The organism is Bacillus sp. 05T31, assembly GCF_056396725.1.
The window spans coordinates 1-6763 of the sequence record NZ_JBFTMA010000190.1; the positions used below are offsets into that span (position 1 = coordinate 1).

The window sequence follows — 6763 nt, forward strand, 5'->3', positions numbered from 1 at the left end:
GTGCTCCACTTTTTCTCCGTTTGAAACGAGTAGCACGAGACGAAGACCTTCCGCATCCTCAAATTGCAAAGCAGGACGATTTGCATATGTTGTCATTTCACTATGTTTCACATCAAATTTCTCAAATCGTTCTTTCCAGTAATGTAAGCTTTCCTCTGAAGGAACGAGTAATCCGATTCGCGTAATTGCATTCGTACCACGGTACGTTTTTCCTACTAAAGGCATTTCAAAAAATGATAGTTCAGTACCTGGACTTCCTGTTTTATCTCCGTAAAATAAATGATACATGGATGGATCATCTTGGTTTACCGTCATTTTCACACGGCGTAAACCAAGCACGTTTTTATAAAAATGGTTATTCTCACTTCCGTTTTTTGTAACCATTGAAATGTGATGATGCCCTTTAATTTCATACATTGATAATTCCTCCGTTTCATTTTACTAGTCAAGTGATAACTAAAAAAATAACATTTCCCACCACTAATATGGTTTTTAGCTTTTCAATTTATTCTCATTATATTTTTGTAAATTCATCTTAGTTTTTACTGAATAAGTTACTTTGTTTTGTAAATCGAAAGCAAGTGAGTGTATGTTTTTCATATGACTCAATCGCTTTCGTTACTATCACTTTACACTTCAAGTGATTAAAAAGCAAGTAATTTATCTCAAATTCGAGATGTTTTTTTATTGCATAAAATTTCGGACTAAAAACACAAGAAATTCTCGGTTTGGAGACATTATAAAATTCATAAGTTGATGGATGTAGGATATCGCCAGCATTAAAAAACACGCTAAGAAGTATGCAAGGTTTTATACAGTTTTTCAGCTAATTCAGTAACAAACAGAAATCTTAAAATCCCCTTCAGGATAGGAATGTATAAAAAAATGTATAGATCCATAGAACGTAAAAAGGAGGTTCCCTTGTGAGAGCAGGGTTCCTCCTTGTCCTTGCTACCGATAATGTTACGTTATATTAACTGAATGCGAATACCATATACATCCAAAAATCATAACAAATCGATTCTCCGAAATGGTACAATTAGGAAAAGGGGGAAAGGATATGTACGATTACAAATTCGTGAAAGTCGAAGTTAATAACTGGAAAGGGGAACCTAAAGAAGATTATAAGCGTATTATTGCCGAACATGCTGAAGACGGTTGGAAATTTGTTCAAATCTTTGCACCATCAATCGCAGGATACGCGCAATATTTTGAGATTATCTTCRAACGAATCAAATAACYCCTTTCRARAACRAGAGRGRTTTGCTTTRAATAACATACAAAAAGAACTGAAATATTTGGGRATCTAATTGTTCTCAATTTAACTTATAAGACAAATAAGCTAATATTAATCAACTTCCAATAACGAGAATTATGTAAATAAGCTGCCCATATGGACAGCTTATTGTATTTTTTCTGAAATGCTGGCGTTACTCAACTAAAAAGTTGATATGCTCCCATTCTAGTGATGAGATATATTTTAATAGTTCTTCGTTAAACCTATGCGTATTTCTTAACTATTTCATTTAATTTTTAATACAAAAACAACCTCATTAAGCTTATTAACACTTAATGAGGCCATTTTATTTATCATTTTAATTATGGAACGTCGGCTTATAGAACGAACGGTTATCAAGCGCAAAGACACGCTCAGTGTATTCACCTGGTTTTGTACGTCCTAATGCGCGGTCCATCATGTTCATTTTTGCATCTAAGTTATCGATGTAGTGCAGAATTTCTGCTTCTTTTACTAATGGTGGTTTTGGGCTACCCCATTCTGCTTTTCCGTGATGGGAAAGGACGATGTGCTGAAGGATTAATACTTCCTCTGCATCGATTTGTAGTTCGTCTGCTGCTTTACCAATTTCGTTCACCATGATAGAGATGTGGCCAAGTAAATTTCCTTCTAACGTATACGTCGTAGAAATTGGTCCAGATAGCTCAAATACTTTACCAAGGTCGTGTAAAATAACGCCCGCATATAGTAAGTCTTTATCTAACGATGGGTATAGAGCTGATATAGCTTTCGCTAAATCTAACATTGATACAACATGGTAAGCTAGTCCAGATACGAACTCGTGATGGTTCTTTGTCGCTGCTGGATATTCTAAAAATTCRTTTTGRTGCTTATTTAAYAAATGTCTTGTTAGACGCTGWATGTTCGGGTTTCTCATTTCAAATATGTATTGCGTAATTTTTTCAACCATATCTTCTTTTTTTATTGGAGCTTTTTCTACAAAGTCCGAGATGTCCGTTACTTCATTTTCATTCGCAACTCGAATTTGTTTCACACGTAATTGAATACGTCCTTTGTAGTTTAGAATATCACCAGCTACTTTAACGATCGTTTCCGCTACATATTGTTTCTCAACTTCTGGTGATACATCCCATAGCTTCGCTTCAATATCTCCACTTGGGTCTTGTAAGATTACTGTTAAAAACGGCTTCCCGTTACTTGCGAGACCTTTTGTCGCTGTTTTAATTAACAAGAAAACATCGACTTGTTCACCAACTTCATATTCTGCAATTTTCTTTTTCATTCGAATTCCTCCACCAAATCAATTACTTTTAGTATAGCATACTACAACTCATTTTCTTTACGCTTATGCGTTAATTTTATAATCTCATTTTCTGTAAAATACGTTAATAAATGCGCATGGCACGTAAAGAAGATAACTTGTCTATCTTTCGCAATTTCCTTTATAAGTTCAATCGTTCGATTCGTCCTTACCGCGTCAAAATGTACGAAGCTATCATCAATAATAAATGGATAATCATGCTCAAACGTTTTCGCTAGCGCAAATCGTAACGATAAATATAACTGCTCCGCTGTCGCTTGGCTTAGTTCATGACTGTAAAAACGCATACCATCGTTACGTTCGACAATGAAAGGTTCCGCTTCTGACGGTGAGAATATTTTACTATATCTCCCGCCTGTTAAATACACGAAATACTCTTCGGATTTTTGTAAAATACGCGGCAAATGCACTTCATGATAATATTGCTTCGTTTTCGTTAATACTGTCTTTGCGGCCGCATAYGCAGCCCACTTCTTCACTTGTTCACGCACTTGTGATTTTTTCATTTCCCACTCATGTAGTAAATCACCATACGTACTGCCTTCTTCTAAATTCGCAATTTCTATTCGATGCTTCGCAATACGCTCTGTCAGTTCTTTCTCTTGCGCCAGACAGCTTTGCGCGGCTGTAATTTCTTGCTTTAATTTTTCATCATAACCGTCAGCCTCATAATGCTCAGCTAATGACAAACTCGTTAAGCGCTGTTCTAACAAATCAATTTGAGGTAATAAACGCCCCACTTGCTTATCCGCGTCTTCACGTTTCTCTGCCAATTTTCCTGCTTCTAAAAACATCTCTTCATCTGTAGATTCTGCGATATGCCATAACCCATCTCGATCTACTAGTAGTTGTTTTAATTGCTCTTGCATGAACTCGTATTCTTCTTGCCATTCCGCCCGCTTCTCTTTCAGCTGCTTACAAGTTTGGCGCTTCTCTTTCTCATTTTGCATACGACTTTGCGCCTCATGCAAATTACTATACTCTTTGCTACCGATAACAGTTTCTAGTTTATGCTCAAAGTGCGAAATCATTTCATATAATGAAGATTTCCGCGCACCTCGCTTCTCTAAATCACGATATAATGACTGCATTTTTTCAATACGCTCAAATGCTGGCAATATGTGCGCATACGTATAAAATTCAGGGAACATATAACGCGTTTTATACACATCTACTTGTTCTCCCGCACGGAACGTTTCTCTCTCCCATTCCTCATAGGATGAAACGACTTTATCATAAGCACGTTCCATTTGCTGTAATTTATACGACTCCCGCTCAAATAACTTGCGAATCTCTTCATCCTTTTCTAACTGATAACGAACGGACATCGCTTCTTCACTTTGACGGCCGCCAGCACTTTGCTGAAGAGTAAGAAGCTCTTCTTGTAATCCACCTGATGGATCTTTATATAAAACGAGTGCTAAAACAATCCCTACAAAAACAATCACACTAATAAATAATAGCGCGCGGTTATCTATAAATAAACTCGTGAATAAAACGAGCGTGTTAATAAGAAGTAACAGAAGACAAATTCTTTGCCACTGTTTTTTCTTTTGCATAGCCGCTCCCGCTTTTTCCTCATACTTGCGCTTCATTCTCTCTGCACCCATACCTAAAAATGCCGCATCCTGAAATGATTTTTCTCTCTCAACTAACGTATTTCGTTCTTCATCAGCTAACATTTGCTGACTTATTTGTCTTATATTTTCTTCTTGCTCTTCTAATTGCTCCTGAGCCGTTTTGAAACGTTCATCAAGCTGCGTTTTTTGCGTTTCTAACTCTCTCGCTTTTTGCACCGTTTGTGTAATTAATTCTTTCGTCGCTAAACTTATATCAAATGAAAGAACAGTCTCTTGTTCAAAAGTAGCGCCAATTTGTTGCTGTAGTTCTGCGATTTCTTCTTTTATATTCGCAATACTTCCCGTCATATCACGCATTTCTTGGCGTGCATTTTCATAAGACATATGCTGCATACGAAGTTCTTCTACGTAACTTTCTTTTTGTAAAAATACTTCATCTATTTCTGTGGAATCAATTTCTGATTGCACTGTTTCTATCTTTTTTTGAAGTGAATCTACTTGTACTTGSAGCGGTTCTATCTTTGCCTTTACCGCCTCATAGCGCGCCATCCCGTTTACAGGAAACTGCCCGTTCTCGCTTTTCAACACTTTCTCGTGCGCACTCTTTTCAATAACGAGAGGCTCAAGCGCTGCTAATATTTCATAGTCTTGCTTTCGTCTTTCGGCTGACTCTTTTTCCGCACGAACAGAAGCAAGTTTCTCTTCACTTTCTTTTAACTGCTCGACTTGTTTTTCATACGTGCCAATTTTCCCTTGCCACTCTTTCATCTTTTCCTCAATTTTCTTCATCTCTTGCAGTGACACGTTAATTTCAGGATTACGACCACTCGGCTTAAAACGCTGATTCATTTCTTTTTCTAACTTTTTATCTAACTGCAATAACGCATCACTTCCGACTGCGCTTGCCGAAAATAAATAATTACCGATATCCGCTTCGCCGAGCTGATGAATATTTTGAAGACCATGCATATCAAATGAAAAAACAGAATCAAATAAGCTTTCATTCACACCGCTTAATATATCGTTTAAAATATCTTCGCCGCCAGTTTTCCCGTCTTCAAAATAAACGGTCACTTCACCAGCTGCCGTCTTTGGCAATCGTTCAATTTTCAAACGGCCGTACTTTTCTGTTTGAACAGTGACCGCTCCGCCATACTTCCCGCCTTCTTTCGGTTCATAACGGCGCTGTCCTCTCGTCGGAAAACCGAATAAAATACTTTTCATAAACGAGCGAATTGTCGATTTTCCCGCTTCATTTTCACCGTACAACACCGTCAGCATTGACAGATCCATTTCCACATTTTCTAGTTTTCCATAGCCATAAATATGGAGTTTTTCAATTCTCATTTTTTATCCCTCTCTTGCTGGAATAATTGCTCTAAAATAATATTTTCCGCTTCCTTTTGAATCTCTTTCTTCTCTTCTTCCGTAAAAGCTTCAATGCTATTACGTGCTACAGGAGATGTCCAAATGGTGCGCAATACTCCGTCCATATTTGTGAAAGCTTCTAACTCTTTCAGCACACTACCGACGAAATGATTTTCTTCTTTCAAACGTTCAATTTCCGCAAAAGAAACCGTCTTATTTTTCCACTTCATCGCATACACAAAGTCTTTTCGCTCTTCTCCCGCTGCTAAAATATGAAAAATCTCTTCCACGCGCTTGTCTTCACGTAAATAAGGAGAAAGTGGTCCCTGCCCTATAAATACAACAGTTAAAAGCGTTCCTTCCTCTTCTCTTCTGCATTCATTCATCGCACTTAACGCGCTCGTCATAAGATCATCAACAGTTTCAAGTCCATCGATACTAACTTCAATCTCATCCCACACAACATCCGCCGTATGGAAAAACGAACAWTGCGATCCTTGTTTCGTGAGTTCAATAAGRTATGCACCYTTYTCSCCKGTCTCCTTACGATGACGYCCTTGTATATTACCTGGATAAATAATGTACGGCTCCTCCGATAAAACTTCACGTTTATGTATATGGCCAAGAGCCCAATAATCAAACTGCTTTTCYTTCAGCTCACGAATTTGAAACGGTGCATAGCGATTATGCTCTGCATCCCCTTCCACACTCCCGTGAAGCATTCCAATATGAAAAGGCGCATCACTCATTTTCGTATACTGCGCTGTCATATTATCCGTTACCGCTTGCTGCAAATAACTAAACCCGTAAATAGAAGCTACAAGCTCACCATTTTTATAAAATGATTTCGCTTCTACATAAGGCTCTGTAAACACATGAACATTTTCCGGAAACTCAATTGCCGCCCAGCTTCCTCCTAAATGATCGTGGTTACCGTGAATAATAAAAACGGGAATATCGTACTGCGAAAGTCGCTTCATTTGCTCACGCACAAACACTTGCGCTCTCAAACTTCTCGTCTCCGCATCATACAAATCCCCAGCTAGTAATACGAAATCAACGCGCTCTTGAATCGCTTTATCAACAATACGCTCGAACGATTCAAACGTACTCTGCTTCATTCTCTCCCAAACAGACTGTGGTACATTCATCTCCATCCCTTTAAACGGACTATCCAAATGCAAATCAGCCGCATGTATAAACTTCACTTGTTTCACAAATAACGATCCTTTCTAT

The 6763-nt window shown here is 38.0% G+C and carries 5 protein-coding genes; 1 reads left to right on the forward strand and 4 read right to left on the reverse strand.

Translation table 11 applies throughout. The features are described from left to right. Nucleotides 1-417 (reverse strand): VOC family protein (locus AC1DJR_RS13655; RefSeq protein WP_477002817.1); only part of this gene is annotated, 417 nt, incomplete at its 3' end. Nucleotides 418-1060: 643 nt separating this feature from the next. Between AC1DJR_RS13655 and AC1DJR_RS13660 the strand changes: the two genes are divergently transcribed. Then, nucleotides 1061-1240 carry a DUF4177 domain-containing protein gene (locus AC1DJR_RS13660; RefSeq protein ID WP_477002818.1) on the forward strand — a complete coding sequence of 60 codons (180 nt, stop codon included), beginning with the start codon at nt 1061-1063 and terminating at the stop codon, nt 1238-1240. 355 nt (nt 1241-1595) lie between these two features. Here the strand turns inward: AC1DJR_RS13660 and yhaM are convergent, their stop codons facing one another. Genes yhaM through AC1DJR_RS13675 form a run of 3 tightly spaced genes read right to left on the reverse strand, consistent with a single transcriptional unit; the run spans nt 1596 to nt 6744 of the window. After that, on the reverse strand, nt 1596-2540 hold the full coding sequence (yhaM, locus tag AC1DJR_RS13665) for a 3'-5' exoribonuclease YhaM (protein ID WP_002150118.1): 945 nt from the start codon (nt 2538-2540) through the stop codon (nt 1596-1598). A 41-nt stretch (nt 2541-2581) separates the two neighbouring features. Continuing rightward, on the reverse strand, nt 2582-5506 hold the full coding sequence (locus tag AC1DJR_RS13670; RefSeq protein WP_429692338.1) for an ATP-binding protein: 2925 nt from the start codon (nt 5504-5506) through the stop codon (nt 2582-2584). Beyond that, entirely contained in the window at nt 5503-6744 is a 1242-nt protein-coding gene (locus tag AC1DJR_RS13675; RefSeq protein WP_477002819.1) for a metallophosphoesterase family protein, read from the reverse strand. Before AC1DJR_RS13675 ends, AC1DJR_RS13670 begins: the two co-directional genes overlap by 4 nt. Between the last annotated feature and the right edge of the window lie 19 nt (nt 6745-6763).